General features: G+C 71.7%; 25 protein-coding genes. 12 read left to right on the plus strand and 13 right to left on the minus strand.

What is annotated here, in order from left to right; all coding sequences use genetic code 11:
- Window positions 1–173 precede the first annotated feature (173 nt).
- From ABZT02_RS19750 to ABZT02_RS19760, 3 genes are all read left to right on the plus strand, one after another.
- Window positions 174–2,555, plus strand: a complete 2,382-nt coding sequence (locus tag ABZT02_RS19750) for a SpoIIE family protein phosphatase (RefSeq protein WP_356019238.1) — start codon at window positions 174–176, stop codon at window positions 2,553–2,555.
- A 68-nt stretch (window positions 2,556–2,623) separates the two neighbouring features.
- Complete coding sequence (locus ABZT02_RS19755; RefSeq protein ID WP_356019239.1) at window positions 2,624–3,313, plus strand: DUF4232 domain-containing protein; 690 nt, start codon at window positions 2,624–2,626, stop codon at window positions 3,311–3,313.
- Window positions 3,314–3,401: 88 nt separating this feature from the next.
- Window positions 3,402–4,658 (plus strand): SLC13 family permease, encoded by a 1,257-nt coding sequence (locus ABZT02_RS19760; protein WP_356019358.1) that lies wholly within the window; start codon window positions 3,402–3,404, stop codon window positions 4,656–4,658.
- 7 nt (window positions 4,659–4,665) lie between these two features.
- On the opposite strand, the gene ABZT02_RS19765 is transcribed toward ABZT02_RS19760, so the two are convergent.
- Both ABZT02_RS19765 and ABZT02_RS19770 read right to left on the minus strand, forming a co-directional pair.
- Window positions 4,666–6,600 (minus strand): RICIN domain-containing protein, encoded by a 1,935-nt coding sequence (locus ABZT02_RS19765; protein ID WP_356019240.1) that lies wholly within the window; start codon window positions 6,598–6,600, stop codon window positions 4,666–4,668.
- Window positions 6,601–6,968: 368 nt separating this feature from the next.
- Window positions 6,969–7,895, minus strand: a complete 927-nt coding sequence (locus ABZT02_RS19770) for a helix-turn-helix domain-containing protein (protein ID WP_356019241.1) — start codon at window positions 7,893–7,895, stop codon at window positions 6,969–6,971.
- A gap of 79 nt (window positions 7,896–7,974) precedes the next feature.
- Here ABZT02_RS19770 and ABZT02_RS19775 point away from each other — a divergent pair, with 79 nt between their 5' ends.
- On the plus strand, window positions 7,975–8,775 hold the full coding sequence (locus tag ABZT02_RS19775; protein ID WP_356019242.1) for a phytanoyl-CoA dioxygenase family protein: 801 nt from the start codon (window positions 7,975–7,977) through the stop codon (window positions 8,773–8,775).
- A gap of 32 nt (window positions 8,776–8,807) precedes the next feature.
- On the opposite strand, the gene ABZT02_RS19780 is transcribed toward ABZT02_RS19775, so the two are convergent.
- From ABZT02_RS19780 to ABZT02_RS19790, 3 genes are all read right to left on the minus strand, one after another.
- A complete protein-coding gene (locus ABZT02_RS19780) occupies window positions 8,808–9,779 on the minus strand; it encodes an aldo/keto reductase (protein ID WP_356019243.1) in 972 nt (323 codons plus the stop codon).
- A 78-nt stretch (window positions 9,780–9,857) separates the two neighbouring features.
- Window positions 9,858–10,373: a flavoprotein gene (locus ABZT02_RS19785; protein WP_356019244.1), complete on the minus strand. Its 516-nt coding sequence runs from the start codon at window positions 10,371–10,373 to the stop codon at window positions 9,858–9,860.
- 9 nt (window positions 10,374–10,382) lie between these two features.
- Window positions 10,383–10,841: a nuclear transport factor 2 family protein gene (locus ABZT02_RS19790; protein WP_356019359.1), complete on the minus strand. Its 459-nt coding sequence runs from the start codon at window positions 10,839–10,841 to the stop codon at window positions 10,383–10,385.
- Between the two features lie 95 nt (window positions 10,842–10,936).
- On the opposite strand from ABZT02_RS19790, the gene ABZT02_RS19795 reads away from it, so the two are divergent.
- Entirely contained in the window at window positions 10,937–11,488 is a 552-nt protein-coding gene (locus tag ABZT02_RS19795; RefSeq protein ID WP_356019245.1) for a TetR/AcrR family transcriptional regulator, read from the plus strand.
- Between the two features lie 719 nt (window positions 11,489–12,207).
- On the opposite strand, the gene ABZT02_RS19800 is transcribed toward ABZT02_RS19795, so the two are convergent.
- Both ABZT02_RS19800 and ABZT02_RS19805 read right to left on the minus strand, forming a co-directional pair.
- Window positions 12,208–12,414: a ferredoxin gene (locus tag ABZT02_RS19800; protein WP_356019246.1), complete on the minus strand. Its 207-nt coding sequence runs from the start codon at window positions 12,412–12,414 to the stop codon at window positions 12,208–12,210.
- A gap of 12 nt (window positions 12,415–12,426) precedes the next feature.
- Window positions 12,427–13,626: a cytochrome P450 gene (locus tag ABZT02_RS19805; RefSeq protein WP_356019247.1), complete on the minus strand. Its 1,200-nt coding sequence runs from the start codon at window positions 13,624–13,626 to the stop codon at window positions 12,427–12,429.
- Between the two features lie 226 nt (window positions 13,627–13,852).
- On the opposite strand from ABZT02_RS19805, the gene ABZT02_RS19810 reads away from it, so the two are divergent.
- Both ABZT02_RS19810 and ABZT02_RS19815 read left to right on the plus strand, forming a co-directional pair.
- The gene (locus ABZT02_RS19810) at window positions 13,853–14,020 is read left to right on the plus strand and encodes a hypothetical protein (protein WP_356019248.1); all 168 of its coding nucleotides are present in this window, start codon (window positions 13,853–13,855) and stop codon (window positions 14,018–14,020) included.
- Window positions 14,021–14,088: 68 nt separating this feature from the next.
- Window positions 14,089–14,538 (plus strand): nitroreductase family deazaflavin-dependent oxidoreductase, encoded by a 450-nt coding sequence (locus ABZT02_RS19815; protein ID WP_356019249.1) that lies wholly within the window; start codon window positions 14,089–14,091, stop codon window positions 14,536–14,538.
- Between the two features lie 63 nt (window positions 14,539–14,601).
- Here ABZT02_RS19815 and ABZT02_RS19820 read toward each other — a convergent pair whose 3' ends face one another.
- Entirely contained in the window at window positions 14,602–15,573 is a 972-nt protein-coding gene (locus ABZT02_RS19820; protein ID WP_356019250.1) for a cation diffusion facilitator family transporter, read from the minus strand.
- A 96-nt stretch (window positions 15,574–15,669) separates the two neighbouring features.
- Between ABZT02_RS19820 and ABZT02_RS19825 the strand changes: the two genes are divergently transcribed.
- Both ABZT02_RS19825 and ABZT02_RS19830 read left to right on the plus strand, forming a co-directional pair.
- Window positions 15,670–16,695: a glutathione S-transferase C-terminal domain-containing protein gene (locus ABZT02_RS19825; protein ID WP_356019251.1), complete on the plus strand. Its 1,026-nt coding sequence runs from the start codon at window positions 15,670–15,672 to the stop codon at window positions 16,693–16,695.
- A gap of 14 nt (window positions 16,696–16,709) precedes the next feature.
- Entirely contained in the window at window positions 16,710–17,006 is a 297-nt protein-coding gene (locus tag ABZT02_RS19830) for a DUF4235 domain-containing protein (RefSeq protein WP_356019252.1), read from the plus strand.
- A gap of 1 nt (window position 17,007) precedes the next feature.
- On the opposite strand, the gene ABZT02_RS19835 is transcribed toward ABZT02_RS19830, so the two are convergent.
- The 3 genes from ABZT02_RS19835 to ABZT02_RS19845 form a co-directional block, all read right to left on the minus strand.
- Window positions 17,008–17,400 (minus strand): VOC family protein, encoded by a 393-nt coding sequence (locus ABZT02_RS19835; protein ID WP_356019253.1) that lies wholly within the window; start codon window positions 17,398–17,400, stop codon window positions 17,008–17,010.
- 78 nt (window positions 17,401–17,478) lie between these two features.
- Window positions 17,479–17,946, minus strand: a complete 468-nt coding sequence (locus ABZT02_RS19840; RefSeq protein WP_356019254.1) for a pyridoxamine 5'-phosphate oxidase family protein — start codon at window positions 17,944–17,946, stop codon at window positions 17,479–17,481.
- A gap of 22 nt (window positions 17,947–17,968) precedes the next feature.
- Window positions 17,969–18,505 carry a GNAT family N-acetyltransferase gene (locus ABZT02_RS19845; RefSeq protein ID WP_356019255.1) on the minus strand — a complete coding sequence of 179 codons (537 nt, stop codon included), beginning with the start codon at window positions 18,503–18,505 and terminating at the stop codon, window positions 17,969–17,971.
- Window positions 18,506–18,595: 90 nt separating this feature from the next.
- On the opposite strand from ABZT02_RS19845, the gene ABZT02_RS19850 reads away from it, so the two are divergent.
- Window positions 18,596–18,958: a DUF1304 domain-containing protein gene (locus ABZT02_RS19850; protein WP_355740358.1), complete on the plus strand. Its 363-nt coding sequence runs from the start codon at window positions 18,596–18,598 to the stop codon at window positions 18,956–18,958.
- On the plus strand, window positions 18,955–19,518 hold the full coding sequence (locus ABZT02_RS19855) for a TetR/AcrR family transcriptional regulator (RefSeq protein WP_356019256.1): 564 nt from the start codon (window positions 18,955–18,957) through the stop codon (window positions 19,516–19,518). Before ABZT02_RS19850 ends, ABZT02_RS19855 begins: the two co-directional genes overlap by 4 nt.
- Before the next feature lie 7 nt (window positions 19,519–19,525).
- On the opposite strand, the gene ABZT02_RS19860 is transcribed toward ABZT02_RS19855, so the two are convergent.
- Window positions 19,526–20,362, minus strand: a complete 837-nt coding sequence (locus ABZT02_RS19860; protein WP_356019360.1) for a hypothetical protein — start codon at window positions 20,360–20,362, stop codon at window positions 19,526–19,528.
- Between the two features lie 61 nt (window positions 20,363–20,423).
- On the minus strand, window positions 20,424–21,392 hold the full coding sequence (locus ABZT02_RS19865; protein WP_356019257.1) for a helix-turn-helix domain-containing protein: 969 nt from the start codon (window positions 21,390–21,392) through the stop codon (window positions 20,424–20,426).
- A gap of 71 nt (window positions 21,393–21,463) precedes the next feature.
- Here ABZT02_RS19865 and ABZT02_RS19870 point away from each other — a divergent pair, with 71 nt between their 5' ends.
- Complete coding sequence (locus tag ABZT02_RS19870) at window positions 21,464–22,414, plus strand: NADP-dependent oxidoreductase (protein WP_356019258.1); 951 nt, start codon at window positions 21,464–21,466, stop codon at window positions 22,412–22,414.
- Window positions 22,415–22,417: the final 3 nt, after the last annotated feature.

Genomic DNA, 22,417 nt, shown 5'->3' on the forward strand with positions numbered 1-22,417 from the left:
TGAGCTGCTTGTGCCCCGGGCGTCACCTCGGCCGGATTTGCCTCTTGACGGCGGTCCGGTCACGGACCGGGCGTGCACTGGGGTTCGCCGTTCGCGTGCGAGCCCGACGCACTAGGCTTGGAACCCAAGTGACCTGTCAGTTCACTGAGAGTGTGCGCAATGGAGTGGCGACGATGACCCTCGTGTACCCGTTCGACGACGCGGCGACGGCTCGGGCTGTCGTCGGTGAGGACGGCACGCTGGTCGCGTGGAACGCCGGCGCGCAGCGGCTGCTGGGCTGGTCACCCGCCGAGGTCGTGGGCAGACCGGCGGTGAATCTCCTGGTCAGCGGAGGCGAGGAGGTGCCCGCCGGGCCCGTGGGCGCCCGCTGGGACGGCACGCTCACCCTGTGCCACCGCGACGGCACGGCCGTTTCGGCGTGGCTGCTCGCCCACCACCAGCACTCGGCGGACGGCGGCCCCGGACACTGGCTCGTGGTCACCCCGCTCGAGCCCGGCGGCCCCCAGTCCCCCGACGACCCGCTGGGCACGGCCGTACTGACCCAGTCGCCCTGTGCCGTCGCCGTCTACGACGAACAGCTCCGACTGCGCCGGATCAACGACGCCATGGCCGACGTGATCGGACTTCCCGAGAAGCGCATCCAGGGCCTGAGGCTGTCCGAGATCGGCGGCAAGCAGCAGAGCGAGGAGTTGGAGGACCACCTGCTGCACGTGCTCACCACCGGCCGGGCCAAGGACGTGCAGACCTACATGCGGGCCGGCGGCGAGGTCAGCGCGCACGCCTGGCTGGCCCGGATGGCGCCGGTCACCGACCCGACGGGCCGGGTGCGGGGCGTGTGCCTGGCCGCCCACGACTTCACCGACAACTTCCTCGCCCGGGAGCGGCTTCAGCTGGTCAACGAGGCGAGTGTGCGCATCGGCACCACCCTCGACGTCACCCGCACCGCCCAGGAGCTGGCGGACGCCTGCATTCCGGCGCTCGCCGACTTCGTCAGCGTCGACCTGCTGGACCCGCAGGAGAACGGCGATCCACCGGCGAGGATCTCCGCACCGGTCGAGCTGCGCCGCGCCGCCCACCAGTCGGTGGACCCCGGCAACCCGTTGGCGGTGATGAAGCCCGGGCACAGCGAGCTGTATCCGGCCACCTCTCCGCAGGCCGACTCGCTGACGGCGGGCCGCACCATCGTCGCCACGGTCGCCTCAGGACGCCTGGACCGGTGGCTCAACTGGAACAGGACACGCGGTGAGCGGGTCAAGGAGTACGGCATCCACGCCACGATGTCCGTGCCGATCCAGGCCCGCGGCCAGACCCTCGGGGTCGCGGTCCTCACCCGGTACCGCCGGCCCGACCCCTTCACCCAGGACGACGTGCTGCTGGCCGAGGAGATCACCGCGCGCGCCGGGATCTGCATCGACAACGCGCGCCGCTTCTCCCGCGAGCGCGAGACCGCCCTCACCCTCCAGCGCAGTCTGCTGCCCCGCTCCCTGCCGCGCACGGCCGCCGTGGAGGCGACCTCCCGCTATCTCCCGGCCGCGCGGGCCGGGGTGGGCGGCGACTGGTTCGACGTGATCCCGCTGTCGGGGATGCGGGTCGCGATGGTCGTCGGGGACGTGGTCGGGCACGGCATCCAGGCCTCGGCGACGATGGGCCGGCTGCGCACCGCCGTCCGCACCCTCGCCGACATCGACCTGGCCCCGGACGAGCTGCTCACCCACCTCGACGACCTCGTCGTACGGCTGTCCGCGGAGGCCGGCGGTGACGGCAGTCCCGGTGAGGTCGGGGCCACCTGTCTGTACGCGGTGTACGACCCGGTGTCGCGGCGCTGCACGCTGGCCCGGGCCGGGCATCCCGCGCCCGTGATGCTGACGCCGGGCGGGGCGGCACGCCAGGTGGACCTGCCCCCGGGGCCGCCGCTGGGCCTGGGCGGCCTGCCGTTCGAGTCCGCCGAGCTGGCCCTGCCCGAGGGGACCGTGCTGTCCCTGTTCACGGACGGGCTCATCGAGTCCTGGGAGCGGGACGTGGACGCCGGCCACGCGCTGCTGTGCGAGGCCCTGGCCGTGCCCTCCGACTCCCTGGAGGAGAGCTGCGACCGGGTGCTGCACGCACTGCTCCCGCCCGGCGGTTCCACGGACGACGTGGCCCTGCTGCTGGCCCGCACCTTGGGGCTGCCCGCCTCCCAGGTGGCGACCTGGGACATCCCCGCCGACCCGTCGCTGGTGGCGCCCGTCCGCAAACAGGTCGTGGAACAGCTGGCCCGCTGGGATCTGAGCGAGGCCTCGTTCACGGCCGAGCTGGTGACGAGCGAGCTGGTGACGAACGCGATCCGGTACGGCGCCCACCCCATCCGGCTGCGGCTCATCCATGACGCGACCACCCTGATCTGCGAGGTCTCCGACACCAACCACACCGCGCCGCATCTGCGGCGCGCCAAGACGTGGGACGAGGGCGGCCGGGGTCTGCTCCTGGTCGCGCAGCTCACCCAGCGCTGGGGCAGCCGGCACACGGCCGACGGCAAGACGATCTGGGCGGAGATCGGACTCCTCGACCTGGAGTAGTGAGCGGTCCCCCGCAGTCGGCGAACTTTGTACGCGCGCGTGCGTGGAATCTCCGGGAGTGTGGAGACATGACGAACAGGTCCCTGGTTGTGCGGCGGGCGTCCGTGCTCGCGGGTTCGGTCGCGCTGCTCGGCCTGCTGGCGGGCTGCGGCAACGGCACGGCGAGCGCCCCGCGCACGGAGTCCGGCGCCACGGCTCCCGCGACCGGCACGACACCGTCCGGCTCCGGCACCGGGAGCACGGAGGGCGACGACGGCACGAGCAGCGCGCCGAGCGGGGTGCCGACCGACGCGGTGAGCAACTCCCTCACCCCGTCCGCGCCGCGCTCCCCCGTCGGCGGCACCCGCTGCCACACCTCCGAGCTGAGCGCCTCCGTCGGCCGCAACAATCCGGGCGCCGGACAGGAGAACTTCCCGGTCGTGCTGACGAACAGGTCGAGCCGCACCTGCACCCTGTACGGCTATCCGGGCACCGCCTTCGTCGACGCGTCCGGCAAGCAGCTGGGCCCGGATCCCAAGCGCTCCTCCACGGGGCCGGAGACCGTGAGACTGGCGCCGGGCCAGAGCGCGTGGGCCGGACTGTCCTTCGCGAACCCCGAGGTCAGCGGGGCGGCCACGGCCACCCCTGCCGCCCTTCTGGTCACCCCGCCGGACGAGGAGGACCCGCTGAAGGTGGTGTGGAAGTCCGGGGTGGTCCCGGTGTCCGGCGACGAGTCGTCGGTGCGACTGATCCCCTTCAGCCCCGGCACCGGGGCCTGAGCGGTCGCGTTCGGGGTACTGGCAGGTTTCTTACCCTCGCCTGGTTTCATGACCGGGCACGATCTGCTCGCGTCCCGAAGGATTCGCCCTGAACACCCCGCTCGCCGAAGCCCTGTCCGTCGCCCTGCTCGTCGCCGTACTCGTGTGGGCGGTTCTACGCCCCTTCGGCTGGCCGGAGGCCGTGGTCGCGGTCCCGGCGGCGGGGCTCGTGGTCCTGACCGGGGCGATCTCCCCGGAGCACGCGTGGGCGGAGGCCGAACGGCTGGGGCCAGTGGTCGGATTCCTCGCCGCGGTGCTGGTGCTCGCCCACTTCTGTGACGTCGAGGGGCTGTTCCAGGCCTGTGGGGCCTGGCTGGCGCGCCGGGCGGCGGGCTCGCCCGGGCGGCTGCTGACCGGTGTGTTCGGGCTGGCGTCGGCGATCACGGCGGTGCTCAGCCTGGACGCCACCGTGGTGCTGCTGACACCCGTGGTGCTGGTCACCGCCTCCCGGATGGGAGCCCGGGCGAAGCCGCATGTCTACGCGTGCGCGCATCTGTCGAACACGGCCTCGCTGCTGCTGCCGGTGTCGAACCTCACCAACCTGCTGGCCTTCGAGGCGAGCGGGGTGAGCTTCACGCGGTTCGCGCTGCTGATGGCGCTGCCCTGGCTGGCGGCGATCGCCGTCGAGTACGCGGTGTTCCGGCGGTTCTTCGAAGCCGACCTGACCGTCGTCGACCACTCCCCCGAACCGTCCGAGGAGCCCGCGCTGCCCTTGTTCGCGCTGGTCACCGTCGGCTGCACACTGGCCGGGTTCGTGGTGGCGTCCGCGTTCGGCGTCGACCCCGCCTGGGTCGCGTGCGCGGGGGCGCTGGTGCTGGCGGGCCGCGCCCTCGTCCACAGGAAGGCCACCCCGGTCTCGGTGGTGCGGGCGGCGGCACCGGCCTTCCTGGCGTTCGTGCTCGCCCTCGGCATCGTGGTGCGCGCGGTCGTCGACAACGGGCTCGCCGACGCCCTGCGCCACGTGCTGCCCAGCGGGACGGGGCTCGTCGCGCTGCTGGGGATCGCCGCGCTGGCCGCCGTACTGGCGAACCTGATCAACAATCTGCCCGCGGTCCTGGTCCTGCTGCCGCTCACCGCCGCGGCCGGGCCCGGCGCGGTCCTCGCGGTGCTGCTCGGGGTGAACATCGGCCCGAACCTCACCTACGCCGGGTCGCTGGCCACGCTGTTGTGGCGGCGCATCCTGCACCGGCACGACCACGAGGTCGGGCTCGGGGAGTTCACCCGGCTCGGGCTGCTGACCGTGCCGACCGCGCTCGCCGCCGCGGTGGTGGCCCTGTGGGCCTCGCTTCAGCTCGTCGGAGCCTGAGCGGGGGTCAGCGCCCGCCCCCGTAGCCGCCGCCTCCGTACCCGCCGCCGTACCCGTAGCCACCGCCGTAGCCGTAACCGCCGCCGGCTCCGCCGCCGTTCTGGCCGCCCCAGTAGCAGTAGTACGGGTTGGTGGAGCAGTAGTCACTGGGGGACGGGATGCTCGGCGTCGGCGGCGCGGCCGTCGTCGGTGCGGCGGTCGTCTTCGGGGTGGGTGTGGGCGTTCTGGAGGGCGCCGGGGCGGACTTGGGGGTCGGCGTCGGGCTGGTGTCCGCGTCCCAGTTGACCGCCTCCATCTGGGGGTCGGTCTTCGAGGTGTCGAAGACCCAGCGCTGGGCGGGGCCCTCGTCGCGGTTCTTCAGGACCAGCGCGCCGGATCCGTCGGTGGCGGCGGGAGTCAGGGCCAGGTCCTGGTCCCAGCGCGGTACGAGGGTGCCCTGGAGGGTGAAGTCGTAGCGGATGTTCTTGGCGTCGGGCGCGCTGGCGCCCGTGCAGGTCGCGAGCCGCACCGAGAAGCCGAGGTGTGAGTCCAGGCACAGGTCCGGGTCGGCGGCGCTGCGCAGCAGTCCGTCGGTCTCGTACGTCCACTGCTGGCCCTCGGCCCCGGAGCACTTGGCGAGTTCGGTCTCGACCCCCTGGGCGATCTTCTTGCCGACGACGCCGACGCACAGCCCGGACTCGACGTTGTGCAGGCGGCCGCGCAGGTCGCCCTGGCGCGCCTCGCTCGCCCCGGCGTACGACGGGTCGCTGGTCGAGGAGGCCGTGTCGGAGCCGGGCGCCTCGGAGGGGGCGGCGTCGGCGGGGCCGTTGCCGTCCGAGTGGAACGAGGACCACATGACCAGGGGAAGGACGACGAGCCCGCTCACCGTCAGGACGGCCGCGGTGAGGTTGCGGCGGGAGGTGCGGCGGCCTGCCTTGTGGGCCGAGTGGCGGGATGCGGAGCGCGCGCGGACGCGGGGGCCGGGAACGGGCGGCGCCGGGTCGGCGGGAGCGGGACCGGAAGCGGCGACGCCCTGGCCCGGGGCGGTGAAGGGCATCGGAACCCCGAAGGCCTCCGCAACGAACGGCCTCGCCGGCGCGTGCCGTTGGGCCTCGCGCGCCGCTCCCGCGTCGTCGACGCTCAGCCGTGACTGCACGTAGGCGGCGGCGCCCCAGCCGAGCACCGCCTCGGCGAGCGCGATACCGAGCTGCCCGTTGAACTGGTGCAGCTGGTCGGCGGTGTGCATGCAGTGCCTGCACCGCTCCAGGTGCTCGCGCAGATCGGGGTCGAGGTCGACACCGCCGCGCCGGTAGGTCACGTCGAGCAGCCGCAGATAGTGCCGGCACTCCTGCTCGGGGGCGAGTTCGCGGTGGACCTGGAGGCACTCCTCGCGCAGCCGCTCACGGGCCCGGCGGAGTTCGACGCCGGCGTCCTCCTCGTCCAGGCCGAGCAGGGCCGCGGGGACGCCGAGCGGCTCCGCCTCGACCTCGGTGTGCCACAGCAGGCAGCGGGCGGACTGCTGCAAGCGCTGGAAGGCACCGGACAGCAGACGCCGCTCGGCGGGGGGCAGCAGGCGGGCCGCGGCTCTGTCACCGCCCGCCTCGGTTCTCAGCGCGGGGTGGAGCATCTCCCGGCGGCCGTCGGCGTCCCACTCCGCCGCGATCCGGCGGACGGTGACGAGCAGATGGGGCCGCCACGCGGCGGTCGGCCCGGTGTGGCGCAGGGATTCGCCGAAGAGGCGGGTGAACGCGGCCGTGGTGAGCATGCCCGCGGGGCGGGGGCCGTCGGTGCACAGCCGCGCGTAGGCGAAGGCTGCTTCCCAGTGCCGGTCGAGGAGTTCACCGACGGGCTGCAGGGCCGGCGTCGTGCCGCTCCACTTCTTGAGCTCGGCGCTCAGCTGCTCGTCCGTGACGTCGTACGGGCGAACCGGAGACGGGGAATTCGACAGGCCTGCGTCATTCACGGCGGCATTTCCTCCCGAGGGCATGCTGCATTGCATAAAGTCCATACCAATGGGTACGTCCGCCTGGGACAGCTCTTTTGAAGCGTGAAGGGCGTACGGAGGGGGTCAAGAGCACACAGGGGAAATATCCATTGTCTGTGTGCTGACAAGGCACACCTTTACACAGGTCAGGGACGCCCAACAAGTGATCTCGCGGTTTTGCGCATCCCGCCCGCCCGGCATTGATAGACAATTCGTCAACACCGACGCCTCAGGGATTGCCGTTCTCCTGATTTCGTAATTGGAAACAGGATCCAGTTAACTCCGCGAAGAGATCCAGGCAACCATTGAACCTCCACTCCACAGCACATCCGGGCGACCCCATGATGTCATGCCCCAACCATTGACCCGACCGCCCGGTAGGTCCCGGGTGGTGTGCCGTAGCGGTCGCGGAAGACGCGGTTGAAGTGGAAGGGACTGGCGAAGCCGGAGGCGGCGGCGACGCGTTCCACGGACAGGTCGGTGCTCTCCAGCAGCCGGGCGGCGTGCTGCAGCCGTGCCTCGCGCAGCGCCCGCATGGGTGAGCGGCCCAGCTGTTGGGCGAAGAGATGGGCGAACCGGGACGGTGACAGCGAGACCTCGCCGGCCAGCGACCGGACCGTGTGCGGGGCGCCGGGGTCGGCCGCGATCAGCTCCTGGGCGCGCCGCACCCGAGGGTCCACGTCGGTCCCGGTCCGGCCCCGGCGTACGGTGCCGGCGGTGAGCAGGACGACCTCTTCCAGTGCGCACAGGGCGAGTTCACGGGCGGTGGTGCCGTGGGCGACGGCGACGGCGACCCGGTCGTCCGGCGAAGTGGCCCCGGGCAGGGTGCCGGTGCGGGGCCGGCGGGCGTCGGCGAGCATCCGGTGAAAGGCCGCCTCGACGCGGGCGTGCGGGCTGTCCCCGGCGGGGTCCGCGGGGACGACGTACATGCCGTCTCCCCTGCCGTGCGGCCCCAGCCAGGCACTCCAGGACGGTCTGGCTCCGCAGTGCGCCCACCAGAACTCCCAGTGCGCGGCGCCCCGTTCCACGCCGTAGCGGTGCGGGGCGCCGGGGGCGAGCACCACCAGGTCCCCGGCGCCCGCCCCGGTCTCGGTCCGTCCCTGGCTCAGGCTGCCCCGGCCACCCACGGTCCAGGTGAACAGCCAGCTGTCGGCGCCGCGCGCGCGATGGACGGCGTAACCCGGGAGTTCGTCGTAGCGGCCTACGACCACGAGGCCCGGCGGCGGTCCGGGATCGTCGGCCGCAGCGCTCTCGGGCAATCCGACGACGGTCATGGGCATCCTCCTCGCACGGCCTGCGGCCTAGCGTGACGAGTGGAACACATCCGACCGGGGACGACCAGGGAGTGGTCACATGACAGTCACGGGCATGGAGACAGGGGTCCGGCAGTTCCAGGAGGACGGCTTCATGGTCGTCCGCGGGCTGTTCGCGCGCGACGAGATCGACCGGCTGTGCGGGGAGTTCACGGCGCTGCATTCGGGCGGGCCGGTGTCCGGACACTTCGAGCCCGGTGCGCCGAGTGAGTCGGCGGATCCGCTGCGGAGGTATCCGCGCGTGATGCAGCCGCACGAGATCAACGGCCTCGCGCTGCGTTTCCTGCTGGACGCCCGGCTGCGGGAGGTGCTGGAGACGCTGCTCGGGGAGGAGGTGCTGGCCGCGCAGAGCATGTTCTACTTCAAGCCGCCGGGGGCGCGGGGGCAGGCGCTGCACCAGGACAACTTCTATCTGCGGGTCGAGCCGGGCACGTGTGTCGCGGCCTGGGTGGCCTGCGATGTGATCGACCGGGACAACGGCGGCCTCGAGGTCGTCCCGGGCACGCACCGGATGGACCTGTTCTGCCCCGAACTCGCCGACTCGGAGGTGTCCTTCGCGCGGGAGTACGTGGCACCGCCGCCGGGGCTCACCGCGGTTCCCGTCGACATGGCGCCGGGGGACGTCCTGTTCTTCAACGGCAGCCTGGTGCACGGGTCGCAGCCGAACCGTACGGCCGACCGGTTCCGGCGGTCGTTCATCGGGCACTACGTGGGAGCTTCCACCGAGCGGATCGGGCACTACTACCGGACGTTGTCGATGAGCGGTGCGCGGGTGCCGTTGCCCGAGAGCGAGGGGGCGGGTCCGTGCGGTACGGAATTCGCACCGCACGGACCGCACTAGTCGGCCGTGACAGGCCTCAGCCGTGACGGAACTCAGCCGTGACCGACGATCGGGCGGGCCGTGTACGGCTCCTCCAGCTCCTCGATCTCCTTGTCGCTGAGCTCCAGTTCGACCGCTGCCACCGCGTCCTCGATGTGGTGCGGCTTGCCCGCGCCCACGATCGGGGCCGCCACCGTGTCCTGCGCCAGCAGCCAGGCCAGGGCCACCTGGGCACGGGACACGCCCCGCTCGACGGCGATGCGGGTGACGGTGTCGACGATGGTGCGGTCGCCCTCCTGGTAGAGGCGGCTGCCGAAGTCGTCGGTGGAGCTGCGGTCGGTGACCGTGCCCCAGTCCCGGGTCAGGCGGCCGCGGGCCAGCGGGCTCCACGGCAGGGCGCTGACGCCCTGGTCGGCGCAGAGCGGCAGCATCTCGCGCTCCTCCTCGCGGTAGAGGAGGTTGTAGTGGTTCTGCATGGACACGAACGTGGTCCAGCCGTGCCGCTCGGCCGTGTACTGCATCTTGGAGAACTGCCAGGCGTACATCGAACTGGCCCCGAGATAGCGCACCTTGCCCGCCTTCACCAGGTCGTGCAGCGCCTCCATCGTCTCCTCGACCGGGGTGTGCGGGTCGAAGCGGTGGATCTGGTACAGGTCGACGTAGTCGGTGCCCAGGCGCCTGAGGCTGTGGTCGATCTCCGTCATGATCGCCTTGCGGGACAGCCCGGCGGCGTTCTGCCCGGACCGCATCCGGCCGTGCACCTTGGTCGCGAGCACGATCTCGTCGCGGTTCGCGAAGTCCGCGAGGGCCTTGCCGACGATCTCCTCGCTGGTGCCGTCGGAGTAGACGTTCGCGGTGTCGAAGAAGTTGATCCCGGCGTCCAGCGCCTGCCGTATCAGGGGCCGCGACGCCTCCTCGTCGAGGGTCCACTCGTGCACGCCGCGGTCCGGCAGGCCGTAGGACATGCAGCCCAGACAGATCCGCGAGACGTCCAGGCCCGTCGAACCGAGCTTCACGTACTGCATCGTTGCTGCTCCTGCCTTCGAGAGGGGTCCGAAGGGGAGCCTACGACTTCGCGGTCGATCAAGGTCCCCTCCTCACCCCTACTCGACCAGGTCCAGCGCCCGCTCCCACCCGAACTCCTCGCCCTCGGCGCCCTGGTAGGGGTGCCCGAACCGCACTCCCATCCCCCGCAGCCGGATCAGGCTGTCCTGGTAGGCGGGGTGAGCGGCGAGGTCGTCGGAGACGCAGGTCAGGACGCCGACCGGGACGCCCCGGCCGACCACCTCGCACAGCGTGCCCACGGCGAGGGTGTCGGCGATACCGGCCGCCCACTTGTTGATCGTGTTGAAGGTGGCCGGGGCGACCACGACCGCGTCCGGGTCCGGGAAGGGCCGCGGATCCCCCGGGCGGCGCCACGCGGAACGGATCGGATGACCGGTCTGCGCCTCGACGGCGGCCGCGTCGAAGAAACCGTTCATGGCGGTGGGCGTGGCCATCACGCCCACGTGCCACTTCCGCTCCTGCGCCGCGGTGATCAGCTTGCCGACGTCCGCCGCGATGCCCGCGGCGCAGACGACGACGTACAAGAAGGGCGGTATCTCGTCCTGTTCGGTCACGCCGGAACCCTACTGAAGCGGGAAGGACCGTCCCCGCTCGCTTTCGGGCCGCGGTCCGCGGATCCGGCGCTCCCGCTCCTCGATGGGCACGTCGTTGATGCTCGCCTCGCGCCGGGTCATCAGCCCGTGCTCGTCGAACTCCCACAGCTCGTTGCCGTACGAGCGCCACCACTGCCCTTCGGCGTCCTGGCACTCGTACTGGAAACGGACCGCGATGCGGTTGCCGTCGAACGCCCACAGGTCCTTGCGCAGCGCGTACTCCCGCTCGCGCGCCCACTTCGCGGTGAGGAACTCGACGATCGCGGCGCGGCCGGTGACGAAGGTGCCGCGGTTGCGCCACACGGAGTCCTCCGAGTAGGCGAGCGCCACGCGCTGCGGATCTCGGGTGTTCCAGGCGTCCTCGGCGGCCTGCACCTTCTGTGCGGCGGTCTCGCGGGTGAAGGGTGGCAGGGGCGGGCGGGCGGTCATGGCGTCCTCCGGGGACAGCGACCGGAGAACGGGCGTTCTCCGCACGACTGCTAACGTAGGAGAACGCGCGTTCTCCCGTCAAGGAAGGGTCGTCCATGGACAGCGCAGTGGCCCGTGAGCGGGTGCTGGACGCCGCCGAGGAGCTGTTCTACGGGCGGGGCATCCAGTCCGTCGGCATGGACGAGATACGTGGCGCGTCCGGGGTCTCGCTCAAGCGGCTCTACCAGCTGTTCCCGGCGAAGGAACAGTTGGTGGAGGCGTATCTGGAGCGGCGGGACGGGCGATGGCGGGGTCGGCTGACCGAGTTCGTGGAACTCCGTGCGGCCCCCGAGGAACGGATCCTGGCGGTCTTCGACTGGCTGGAGGAATGGTTCGGCGAGGAGGGCTTCCGCGGGTGCGCGTGGATCAACTCCTACGGCGAACTGGGCGCGACCTCGGACCGGGTGGCGGACCAGGTCCGGGCACACAAGAGGGCGTTCGGGGACTACCTCGCCTCCCTCGTGGCCGCAGCGGGGCGGCCCGCGGCGCTGGCCGGGCCGCTCTTCCTGCTCGCCGAGGGAGCCATGGTGACCGCGGGAATCACGCACAGCACCCGCCCTGCCGCCGAGGCACGCGAAGCGGTCCGGCTGCTGCTGAACGCCCGCTGAGGTCCGACGGTGGCGCGTGTCGTCCTTCCAGCCACCGTGATCTGGACGGGCTGCTGGACGTACCGGGCACCGGAGGTGGCGCGCCGGGCCGACGCAGCCGCCGGGGGGCGGTGGAGCCGCGGGACGCCGGGCCGTGGCCGAGGAGCCGCGGTCCCGGTTAGCGGCCGTCGTCCTGGTCGACGGGGACGTCGGTCTCGCCGTCACCCACGGCGGGCAGCTGCTGTTCCGGGCTGCCGGACGTGCCGGGCACCGGAGGTGGCGCGCCGGGCCGACCCCTGCCGCGCTGCCGCCCGGAGTGCCTGTGGAACCGCGGGACGCCCGGGCCGTGGCCGAGGGGACCGCGGTCCCGGTTCGCGGCCGTCGCCCTGGTCGACGGGAACGTCGGTCTCGCCGTCACCCACGGCGGGCAGCTGCTGTTCCGGGCTGCCGGACGTGCCGGGCACCGGAGGTGGCGCGCCGGGCCGACGCCTGCCGCGCTGCCGCCCGGAGTGCCGGTGGAGCCGCGGGACGCCCGGGCCGTGGCCGAGGGGACCGCGGTTCCGGTTTGCGGCCGTCAGCCTGGTCGACGGGACGTCGGGCTCCTCGTCGCCCCCGCGGGCGGCTGCTGTTCGCGCTCGCCGTCACGGTCGAGGGCGGGCGGATCAGCTCTTGCGACCTGGTCGCCGGGCGGGGCGGCAGCGAGCGGATCGAGCTCGGGGTGCTCGACCCGCCTCGCCGGGTCAGCTCACCGTCTCCGACACGGTGATGGCGGCGACGGGACAGGCCCGGGCGGCCTCACGGACCATGGGGTCGCCGCCGCCGTCCTCCCAGCCGGGCAGGAGTGTGCTGAAGCCGTCGTCGTCCTGGGTGAAGACGCCCGGGGCGGCCAGGGCGCACTGGCCCGCCCCGATGCAGACGTCCTTGTCGATGTGGATGTCCATGTGCATCGTCGGAGCCTCTTACCAGGTCACGGGGAGTTCCAGCATCCCCTGGATCGTGTCGCCGGGTTTGAAGGGGATCTCCTCGGCGGGGGCGGCGAGGCGCAGGGTCGGCAGCCGGTCGAAGAGGGTGCGCAGGGCGATCTCCAGTTCGGCGCGGGCGAGGTTCTGCCCGAGGCACTGGTGGATGCCGAAGCCGAACGCGATGTGGTGCCGGGCGGGCCGGTGCCAGTCGAGGGTGTCCGGGGCGGCGTAGACGTCCTCGTCGCGGTTGACGACCGAGGTCGAGAAGACGACTCCCTCGCCCGCGCGGATCGTCGTCCCGGCCACCTCGATGTCCTCCAGGGCCATCCGCAGCAGTCCGTCGGCGATCGAGAGCATGCGCATGAGTTCCTCGACCGCGTTCGGGATCAGCGCCGGGTCGGTACGCAACTCGGCCAGCCGGTCGGGGTGTTGGAGGAGCGTGAAGGTGCCGAGCGAGATCATGTTGGCGGTCGTCTCGTGACCGGCGACCAGCAGAATGATCGCCAGGGCGATCAGTTCCGCACGGTTCAGCTCCCCGTCCCGCAGCTGCCGGTGGACGAGTTCGTCGAGCACACCGTCGCCGGGCTCCGGCTGTTTCTGTTTGCGGTCGATGAGTTCGTCGAAGTACTCCTCGAGTTGGTCGCGGGCGTCCATGACGTCGTCGGCCGTGGGACCGCGCAGCAGCCGCCGGGACTGCCCTTCGAAGAAGTCGTGGTCGGTGTAGGGCACGCCGAGCAGCGCGCAGATCACGGTCGAGGGGACGGGCAGCGCGAAGGCGCTCACCAGCTCGGCGGGCGGTCCCTGGGCGATCATGGCGTCGATGCGTTCGTCCACGATCTCCTGGATTCGGGGGCGCAGTTCGGTGGCCCGGCGGAGTGTGAAACCGGGGACCATCATGCGCCGCTGGGCACGGTGTTCGGGGTCGTCGACGCCCAGCAGCGCGGTCCTACGGTTCTTGATCGCCGCGAAGCGTGCCGTGGGCGCGGGGAAGCCGTCGCGGGTGCGGTCGGTGGACAGCCGGGGGTCGGCGAGCAGGGCGCGGGCGGTGCCGTGTCCGGTGACCAGCCAGGCCGGACGGCCGTCGAAGAGGGTGATCCGGGACAGCGGGCGGGCGGCGCGCAGGGGTTCGTAGCCGGTGGGCGGGTGGTAGGGGCAGGTCCGGTCCTGGGGGAAGGCGACGGGTTCCGTTTCCGTCATGGAAGACCTCGCAGACGAAGGGTGCGTCGTGCAGATCTTCATTAGATGCCCAGGGCATCTATAGGGCGACGAGAAGTTCGGCCAGATCGGTGGTGGGGGCAATCTGGCCGGAGATCGTCGTCGGGGGGAGGGGAAGCGGAGGGCGTCCTTTCACGGCGGGGCGGCCGTAGCCCGGAATCTGCGCTGCGGCGGTTCGGCGGCCCACCTCGGTATCCGGCGGTTGACCTTGAGGTCCACCGACTGGTGGACCCCCGCCCTGCTCACTGAGAGCCGAGGGTGTGTGGAGACCTTCGGCGCCGATCTGGTCGCGTTCGGCGCGGAGTCCGCGCAGTCGCGGGCCGTCGTGCCCGCGCTCGTCGTCATGGGCAGATCTCTGGGAACCCGGCCGGGATGATTCCCGTTCAAGACAGTGTTGAAGTGCCGTGCGGGAACCCCGTAGCAGACAGCGAGGAGACGGAAACCATGCCTCTTGAGGGCGAGTACGAGCCCAGCCCGACCCAGTGGGTGCGTGAGCAGGTGGAGTTGTACGAGAGCTCCGGCGGCACCAAGGGGAACACGCTCATGGACACGGGGATGCCGGTCATCGTGCTGACGACCCGCGGCGCGAAGAGCGGCAACATCCGCAAGACGCCGTTGATGCGGGTCGAGCACGACGGGCGTTACGCGGCGGTCGCCTCGCTGGGCGGCGCTCCCAAGCACCCGGTCTGGTACCACAACGTCAAGGCCGACCCGCATGTCGAACTTCAGGACGGCCCGGTCAAGCGGGACTTCACCGCCCGCGAGATCACCGGCGTGGAGAAGGACGAGTGGTGGGAGCGTGCCGTCGCGGCGTACCCGCCGTACGCGGACTACCAGAAGAAGACCGACCGGGTGATACCGGTCTTCATCCTGGAGCCCGTCGACGGGGACTGACAGCCCTCGGAAAAAACCTCCGGCCGAAGACGCATGAACCGACTTCGGCCGGGCACCTGAGCCTCAGGCCCCGCCGCGTTCCCCCGTCGCGGCGGGGCTTTCTCGTGCCTCCTCGGCCGGCCGGTCGGTCACGTCGAGGAAGATCTGGTCCGCCTCGGCCACGGTCCGGGAGACGGACCGCTTGATGCGTACGGCGACCTCCTCGACCCGCTCGCTGTCCAGGCCGGGTACCAGGTCCACCCGGGCGGCCACCAGGACCGAGTCCAGCCCCATCTTCATGGTGAACAGCGCCTCCACGCTGTCGATCTCGGGCTGCGCGTCCAGCAGTGCCCGGATCCGGGCACTGGACTCCGGGTCGGCTGCCTCACCGATCAGCTGCCCCTTGGCCTCGCGTCCCAGCCGGTAGGCCACGTAGACGAGCAGCACGCCGATGGCCAGGGAGGCGGACGCCTCCCACACGACCTGTCCGGTGACCATGTGCAGGGCCATGCCGATCATGGCCAGGGTCACACCGAGCACCGCTGTGCCGTCCTCGGCGACGACCGTGCGCAGCGCCGGGTCGCGCATGCCCTGGGCGACCCCGCCCTGCTTGCGCACCTGGTGCAGCGCCCGCAGCAGCGAGATCCCCTCGGCGACGAAGGACACGCCCAGCACGATCAGGCCGGCCACATAGCCGCTGAGCTTCTCCTCGGCGCCGTTGCGGAGCGCCTCGACGCCCTGGAAGACCGAGAAGCAGCCGCCCATCACGAAGATCCCGACGGCCGCGATCAGCGACCAGAAGAACCGCTCCTTGCCGTAGCCGAAGGGATGGCGCCGGTCGGCGGGTCGCCTGCTGCGGCGCAGCGCGGCCAGCAGGAAGACCTCGTTGAGGCTGTCCGCGACGGAGTGCGCCGCCTCCGACAGCAGCGCGGGCGAGCCCGCCAGGAGGCCGCCCACGGCCTTGGCGACCGCGATCACGAGGTTCGCCGCCAGTGCCACCAGTACGGTGACGCGTGTTTTCCGGTCCGCTTTGTCGTTCGTCGATGTCCCGCTCACTCACGCCGACTGCCCCCCTCCGGGGCACTCACACCGTGCCGATTCCCGAAAACGGGGAACGCGTCCACCAGGACAGGCGTCAGAACAGGAGGAAGCATGGGCAGCGCCGACGACGGCAACAGCGCGTACGGCCACAAGGCGTTCAAGCGGTCCAAGAGCCATTTCGCGGACCGTGTCACCGCCGACGGCCGGGACGGCTGGCCGGTGGAGGCCGGCCGTTACCGCCTGGTGGTCAGCCGCGCGTGTCCCTGGGCGAGCCGTGCGGTGATCTCGCGACGGCTGCTCGGGCTCGAGGACGCGCTCTCCATGGCGATCACGGACCCGATCCAGGACGACCGCAGCTGGCGTTTCACCCTGGATCCGGACGGCCGTGACCCGGTGCTAGGCATCCGCTACCTCAGCGAGGCCTACGACAAACGGGAGAGCGACTATCCGGGCGGGGTGAGCGTGCCCGCGCTCGTGGACGTTCCCAGCGGGAAGCTCGTCACCAACGACTACCAGCAGCTCACCCTGGACCTCGCCACCGAGTGGACGGCCCTGCACCGGGACGGGGCGCCCGATCTGTATCCGCGGGCGCTGCGCGACGAGATCGACACCGTGATGGCGGAGGTGTACGAGGACGTCAACAACGGTGTGTACCGGGCGGGGTTCGCCGCGAGCCAGGAGGAGTACGAGGAGGCGTGCGCGGGTGTGTTCCGCCGGCTCGACCTGCTGACTTCACGGCTGGCCCGGCAGCGGTATCTCGTCGGGGACACCCTCACCGAGGCGGACATCCGGCTGTTCACCACGCTGGTGCGTTTCGACGCCGTCTATCACGGTCACTTCAAGTGCAACCGGTGGAAGCTGGCGGAGAACGAGGTGCTGTGGGCGTACGCCCGCGACCTCTATCAGACGCCGGGCTTCGGTGACACCGTCGACTTCGACCACATCAAGCGGCACTACTACCAGGTGCACGCCGGTATCAACCCGACCGGCATCGTCCCGCTCGGGCCGGACCTGGCGGGCTGGCTGACGCCGCATCACCGGGAGGAACTGGGCGGCCGACCGTTCGGCGACGGGACACCGCCGGGCCCGGCGCCGACGGCCGAGGCGGTCCCGGCACACCACCAACCCACCCACTGACCAAGGAGACTCACATGGCAAAGAAGAAGAAGCTGCCCCTCGCCTACAAGCCCCTCGGCTTCGTGCTGGGCTGGACGAGCGGAACGCTGGCGGGACTGGCCTTCCAGAAGACCTGGAAGGCGATCCGGCACGAGGACGACGCGCCCGACGCCCTGGACCGGGACCGCGGCTGGGGGGAGATCCTTCTGGCGGCCGCGATCCAGGGCGCCATTTTCGCCGCGGTGCGCAGTGCCGTGGACCGCACCGGGGCGAAGGCCATCGAGCGGTCCACGGGTGTCTGGCCGGCCTCCGAGAAGGGCGGCCGCGACTGATTCAGCCCTGCTTGGGCGCGGTCGGGGTGACCATGCGCACGGTGAAGGAGTGTCCGGCGGGGTCGGCGTACCCGCGTTCCTCGAACGGCCCCGCCGCGTCCTTCGTGTCCAGCGGGCGCCCGCCGAGCTCCACCACCTTGCGCTCGACCTCGTCCAGGTCGTCCACCACGAAGTCGATGTGGGCCTGGAGGGAGTTCTCCGGGCGGGGCCAGCTCGGCGGTGTGGCGTTCACATCACGGCGGAACGCCAGCCGGAAGCCGTCCGCTCCCCTGATCTCCACGCGGTTCGCGGTCGCGTCCGTCTCCTCGGCCGTCAGCAGTTCCTTGTAGAACACGGCGAGTTTCTCGGGCTCGGCACAGTCGAGCACGACGACCCCCGCTTTAACCAGTGCCATGTCTCCTCCGAAGGGTTCGGCCACGGGGCGTCGGCGCCCTGCGGGCCTGTACCTTGCGGATATCCCGGCACGGCCGATTCAGTCGGCGACCAGCCACCGTCCGTCCCGCATCAGCTCACGCCCCGTGAGTTCGTTCTCCTCCCGCCAGGCCTGCACGCGCTGCGGGCGGACACGGAAGTACAGGTAAGGCGTGGTGAGCCGGCGGGGATCGAAGCCGGTCACCGAGGCGAACCGGTCCCCCTCCTCCTCGCTCAACTCGTCCTGGGTGACGGTCTCCACGGTCCCTTCGATCATCACGACGTCCCGGGTGGGCCCGAGGCCGAGCCGGACTCTGCCGGTCGACTTCAGGTTCCGGCCGGTGGGGCTGCCGGCCGGGGTGGCGAGGAGGATCGTGGAGCCGTCCCAGAGGAACGAGAGCGGGACGAGGTACGGCACCCCCGAGCCGTCGTCCGGGGCCGTGGCGACCCAGACGTCCTCGTCGTGCTCCAGGCGGTGCAGGGTGTCCTGCTTGCGCTGTTCTGCGGGGCGTGGCGGCTGCGGGGCCATCGGCGTGCGTCCTCCTGCTGGATCATCGACTGAGGGGATCAGTCTGGTCGTTCGGGCCGGTTGCCACCTCCGTCTTTCGGCCTAGGCCGTGCCGCAGCGTCACGGCGTGGGCCCCGAATCCCTGGCGCTCGTAGAAGCGGATCGCCTCCGGGTTGGCCGCGTAGGCGGCGACCTCCGCCTGCACGGCCCCCCGCTCCTCGGCCCACGCCAGGAACTCCTCCACCAGGCGGGCGCCGACCTGCGCGCGGCGATGGGCCGGGCGGACGTACAGGCCGTTCAGCGTGGCCGACTTCACGGGTCGCACGGCCGAGGGGTCGGTCAGGGATCCGGTCAGGTGGCCGACCACCTCGCCGTCGTGTGCCACCACCAGGACGAGCCGCGCCGGGTCCTCAAGGGCCGCCGTGAACGAGGCGGCCCCGTGCTCACGCGGCCAGCCGACGTCGACGCTCGGATCCCGGGTCCCGGCGTCCTCGGCGAACAGGCCAGCGCTGGAGGCGACCAGCCCCGGGATGTCCTCGGGGCGGGCACGGCGGACGGTCAGGTCTTCGTCGATGGTCATGGCGCGCACGCTAGCGGCCGACACTGACAGTGGATTTCCTGGACGGATGTCCAGCTATAGTGGACACACGTCCAAGAAGTGGGGAAGCTGATGGAGATCCTGGCGAATGTGCTGGTCGGCCTGGTGGCGGCGCTGCACGTGTACATCCTGGTGATGGAGATGTTCCTGTGGCAGAAGAAGCCGGGGATGTCCTTCCACGGGTTCGACCGGGAGATGGCCCGGGCCACCGCGGCGATGGCCGCCAACCAGGGGCTGTACAACGGCTTCCTCGCGGCGGGCCTGGTGTGGGGTCTCGTCGCCGGGGATCCGACCGGGTTCCGGGCGCAGGTGTTCTTCCTGGTGTGCGTGATCGTCGCCGGTGTGTACGGCGCCGTCACCGCCAACGTCCGGATCCTCGCCGCGCAGGCGTTGCCCGGCGCGCTCGCCCTGGCCGCCGTACTCGTGGCGCAGTGACCCGCCGCGCACCCGAGGACCCGCGGGCGGCGCGCACTCGGGCCAGGCTGCGGGAGGCACTGCTCGCGGAGTGCGCCGAGCGGCCGCTGGAGGAGGTCGGCGTGGCCGCGCTGGTGCGGCGGGCCGGGGTCGGCCGGGCCACCTTCTACGTGCACTACGACGGCCTGGAGGCGCTCGCCGTCGACGCCTGCGCGGACGTCGTACGGGACGCCGTGGAGGCGCTGCACGCCTGGCGCGGGCGGCCCGACCCGGTGCACGCGCCGCCCGCGCTCGCGGAGTTCTTCGCCTCGCTCACCCCGCACGCCGCCCTGTACCGGTCTTTGCTCGCGCCGGGCGGCGGCGGGCCGTTGGGCAGGGTGCTGCACCGGGATCTGCGGTCCTACAGCCTGCGGGAGCGGGAGCTCGCGGGTGCGGCCGACGCCCCCCTGGTCGCCTCCGCGGTCGCCGCCACCTTCACCGGTGTCCTGGCCGACTGGCTGCACGGCCTGCTCGACGCCACCGCCACCGAAATCGCCGACCAGGTCTGGCAGTTGCTGGTGGCGCTGCACGCCAGCCGGTGAACTGCCCTCACTTGCAGGCGACGTGTTCCTTGAGCAGGGGCCAGGCCTCCACACCGCGGGATGTGCGGACGTACGCCGTCCGCCGGTCGCCGGTCAGCCACAACTTGCGGTCCTGGTACCGGTATCCGGTGTCGCGGGCGCTCGCGGGCATGGTGACCGAGCCGTCGTAGGCCGCGGTGAGCATGGCGGGATCGAGCAGGCCCTCCGGGTCGCGGGCGTAGGTGCGGCCGCCGAGGTCGAGGAAGTGCACCGGGCGCCAGCCGCAGTGGTCGTCCCCCGCGCCGCTGCTCACCTCGGTGGTCGGCAAACGCTCGCCCGCGCGGTCGGTCCAGATCTCGTAGCCGTGGGAGGCGGTCCACTCGGCCGGGAGTTCGGACGGGTCGCAGGAGGCGCTGGTCTCCGGGCCCCAACCGGGCCTGTCCTGCTGGTCCTTGGCGACCACGACCGCCACCTTGGTCCGGCCGCCGACGTCGTAGGAGTACAGCACGCGGTCCGTCTCCCGGCGCTCCACGCGGTAGCCGGAGCGGGGGTCGCCCGGGTCGAACAGGTCGAAGTACAGCTCCAGCCCTTCCTCCGGGCTGTCCCCGCCGTCGTCCCTGCTCCAGCCGTCGGGGCCGTTGCCGTTGTGGATCTCCCCGGCGCACTCCAGGGCCCGGCCGGCCGCGCCGGACACGAGCCGCAGCGCCCGCGGGGTGTGCTCGTCCAGTTCCTTGGTGGGGACGTTCATCGGCCCGTCGTAGGCGGTGGCCGGTGCGGTGCCCTCGACCACCACGCCCTCCCCGGACTCGCACCCCACGACCGTCATGGCCACGGCCGCCAGCACCGCCCACAGTCCGCTGCGCATCCCCGCCCCCTGTACACCGTCCGCACTCATGATCCTTCGACGCCGGGGTGGCCGGGAACGTTCAGCGCGCCGCCGTCTGGAACGTGCGCCGGTACACCTGCGGTGACACCCCGATCGCCGCGTGCAGGTGCTGGCGCAGGGACGCGCCCGTGGCGAAGCCGACGCGGCCGGCGATCTGGTCGACCGACAGGTCGCTGGACTCCAGGAGGTGCCGGGCCCGGGCCACGCGCTGCTGGATCAGCCAGCGACCGGGACTCATGCCGACCTCGTCGTTGAAACGGCGGGCGAAGGTGCGCAGGCTCATCCGGGCGTGGCCGGCCAGATCACCCAGGGTCAGGGGCTCGTCGAGGCGTTCCAGCGCCCAGGCCCGGGTCCCGGCCGTACTCGCGGCGCCCTGTTCCGGGACGGGCTGCTCGATGTACTGGGCCTGGCCGCCGTCCCGGAAGGGCGGGACCACACAGCGGCGGGCGACGGTGTTGGCGAGTTCGCTGCCGTGGTCCTTGCGGACCAGGTGCAGGCAGATGTCCACGCCGGAGGCGGCTCCGGCCGAGGTGAGGATGCGGTCGTCGTCGACGAAGAGCACGTCGGGGTCGAGGTCGATGTGCGGGAACATGCGCCGGAAATGGTCGGCGAGCTGCCAGTGGGTGGTGGCCCGGCGGCCGTCCAGGAGACCGGCCATGGCGAGGATGAAGGCGCCGGTGCAGATGGAGACGATCCGGGCGGCGGGACGGATGTGCGCGAGGGCCCGGCGCACCTCGTCCGGGAGCTCGGCGGGCATCCGGTCCGCTGAGACGGGGGTGATCACCACCGTGTCGGCCGTGGCGAGGATCTCCGGGCCGTGCTCGACGCCGATGGTGAAGTCGGCGTTGCTGCGCACCGGTCGGCCGTCGGCCGAACAGGTCAGCACCTCGTACCTGCCGTCGGCAGCGCCGAGGATCCTGCTGGGGATGCCCAGCTCGAAGGGGTACACGCCGTCCAGGGCCAGCACCACGACCCGCTCGGTCCGCCCGGTCTCATCCGCATGTCGCATGGCACGATCCTATCGAAGGTTGGCAATCGTGCCATTTCCCTGGCGGGCGGGGCCGGGCAGGCTGGACCACCATGAGCACTGTGAACACCATGCGAGTCGTCAGTCAGGACACCCTCGGCGGTCCCGAGGTCCTCAAGGAGATCGAGGTCGAACGCCCCGCGCCGCGCGCGAACCAGGTACTGGTCCGGGTGCGGGCGGCCGGCCTGAACCCCACCGACTGGAAGCACCGCGCCACCGGCGGCTTCCTCGGCGAGCCGCCGTTCGTCCTCGGCTGGGACGTCTCCGGCGTGGTCGAGGCGGTCGGCATCGGGGTCGCCACCTTCAAGCCCGGCGACGAGGTGTTCGGCATGCTGCCGTACCCGTGGGGCCACGGTTCGCACGCCGAGTACGTCGTCGCGCCGGTGCGAGCCCTCACGCACAAGCCGGCGTCGATCGACCACACCCAGGCGAGTGCGCTGCCCCTCGTGTCGCTGACGGCGTGGCAGGCGCTGGTCGAGAACGCCGAACTGCGGCCGGGACAGCGGGTGTTGATCCACGCGGCGGCCGGCGGGGTGGGTCATGTGGCCGTGCAGATCGCCAAGGCGCGGGGCGCGTACGTGATCGGCACCGCGAGCGCGGGCAAGCACGACTTCCTGCGCGAACTGGGCGCCGACGAGGTGATCGACTACCGGGAGACCGACTTCACCGAGGCGGTGAAGGACGTCGACGTGGTGCTGGACACGCTCGGCGGCGAGACGTCCGTGGACTCGCTGCGGGTGCTGCGGCCGGGCGGGATCGTGGTGTCGATCATCCCGGTCGGCTCGGACGAGTTCGACCGGGAGGCCGAGCGGCTCGGGGTGCGGGCCCTGCGGATGCTCGTGGACGCCGACCGCGCCGGGATGAACGCGATCGTGGACCTGGTGGAGAAGGGTGAGCTGCGGCCCACGATCGCGGGGACGTTCCCGTTGGCCGACGCCGCCGAGGCTCACAGGCTCGGCGACACCGGCCGTACCACCGGGAAGCTGGTTCTGGTGGTCGACTGACCC

The sequence above is a fragment of the Streptomyces sp. NPDC005402 genome (assembly GCF_040606575.1).
In the GTDB taxonomy this organism is placed as follows: Bacteria; Actinomycetota; Actinomycetes; order Streptomycetales; family Streptomycetaceae; genus Streptomyces.